Consider the following 1,635-nt stretch of genomic DNA (forward strand, 5'->3'; position numbering starts at 1 on the left):
GACGCGGCCCTGGTCGCCGCCGCGACGCTGGCCGACCGGTACATCTCGGACCGGTTCCTGCCGGACAAGGCGATCGACCTGATCGACGAGGCCGGCGCGCGGATGCGGATCCGCCGGATGACCGCGCCGCCGGACCTGCGTGACTTCGACGACCGCATCGCCCAGGTGCGCCGCGACAAGGAGTCCGCGATCGATGCGCAGGACTTCGAGCGCGCCGCCCAGCTCCGCGACGACGAGAAACAGCAGCTCAACCGCCGGGCGCAGCGCGAACGGGAGTGGAAGGCCGGCGATCTCGACGTGGTCTCCGAGGTCGACGAGGACCAGATCGCCGAGGTGCTCGCCAACTGGACCGGCATCCCCGTCTACAAGCTGACCGAGGAGGAGACCACCCGGCTGCTCCGGATGGAGGACGAACTGCACAAGCGGGTCATCGGGCAGGAGGACGCCGTCCAGGCCGTCTCCAAGGCGATCCGGCGTACCAGAGCGGGGTTGAAGGATCCTAAGAGGCCGTCGGGGTCCTTCATCTTCGCCGGGCCCTCGGGTGTCGGAAAGACCGAATTGTCGAAGGCGCTCGCGGAATTCCTGTTCGGCAGCGAGGACGCGCTGATCCAGCTGGACATGTCCGAGTTCCACGACCGCTACACCGTGTCCCGCCTGGTCGGCGCGCCGCCCGGCTACGTCGGCTACGACGAGGGTGGCCAGCTGACCGAGAAGGTTCGCCGCAAGCCGTTCAGCGTGGTGCTCTTCGACGAGATCGAGAAGGCCAACCCGGACGTCTTCAACACGCTGCTGCAGATCCTCGAGGACGGCCACCTGACCGACGGCCAGGGCCGCGTCGTCGACTTCAAGAACACGGTGATCATCCTGACCACCAACCTGGGCACCCGGGACGTGGCCAAGGTGGTGTCGCTGGGCTTCCAGGCGTCCGAGGACACCGAGTCCAACTACGACCGGATGAAGACCAAGGTGAACGACGAGCTCAAACGGCACTTCCGCCCCGAGTTCCTGAACCGCATCGACGACACGATCGTCTTCCACCAGCTGCGCGAACCCGAGATCCTGCAGATCGTCGACATCTTCGCCACCCGCATCGAGACCCAGCTCCGCAACCGCGACATGGGCCTGGAGCTGACCGACAACGCCAAGCTCTACCTGGCGAACAAGGGTTTCGACCCGGTGATGGGTGCCCGCCCGCTGCGCCGGGTGATCCAGCGCGACCTGGAGGACGCGCTCTCCGAGCAGATCCTGTTCAGCTCCCTGCAGCCCGGCCAGGTCGTGACGGTCGACTGCGACGGCGACCCGGCGAACGTGACCACGTCCAAGCTCACCTTCCAGGCGGGAGTCGCCGTGCCCGCCGATTAGCCCCGCGCCCCACCCCACGCGCACGCCCCCGTGACGGGGCGCCCACCCGAACACTCGCCGCCCGCGGATCGTCGGCTCCGCCTGCCAGGGCTCGTTCGTGGACCGGCCGGGCGGTACCCCGCGAGCGGTGAGCCGGCGGACCAGGGCGCGTCAGCCGGTCGGAGCGACGATGTACCAATTCCCCCGGACGTAGTGCACCTCCGGCGCCCACGCCTCCCCCCGCTTCCCGAACTCGGTGTCCGTCCAGTACTCCTGCCACGGCGCCACCACGGT

At 68.5% G+C, this 1,635-nt stretch carries 1 protein-coding gene; it reads left to right on the plus strand.

The window, feature by feature from the left end; all coding sequences use genetic code 11:
• The coding region (locus tag AB0M08_RS47465) for an AAA family ATPase (RefSeq protein ID WP_364508949.1) at positions 1-1,362 on the plus strand (1,362 nt) is incomplete at its 5' end.
• Positions 1,363-1,635 lie beyond the last annotated feature (273 nt).

Source organism: Actinoplanes sp. NPDC051851 (assembly GCF_040681165.1).
GTDB lineage: Bacteria > Actinomycetota > Actinomycetes > Mycobacteriales > Micromonosporaceae > Actinoplanes.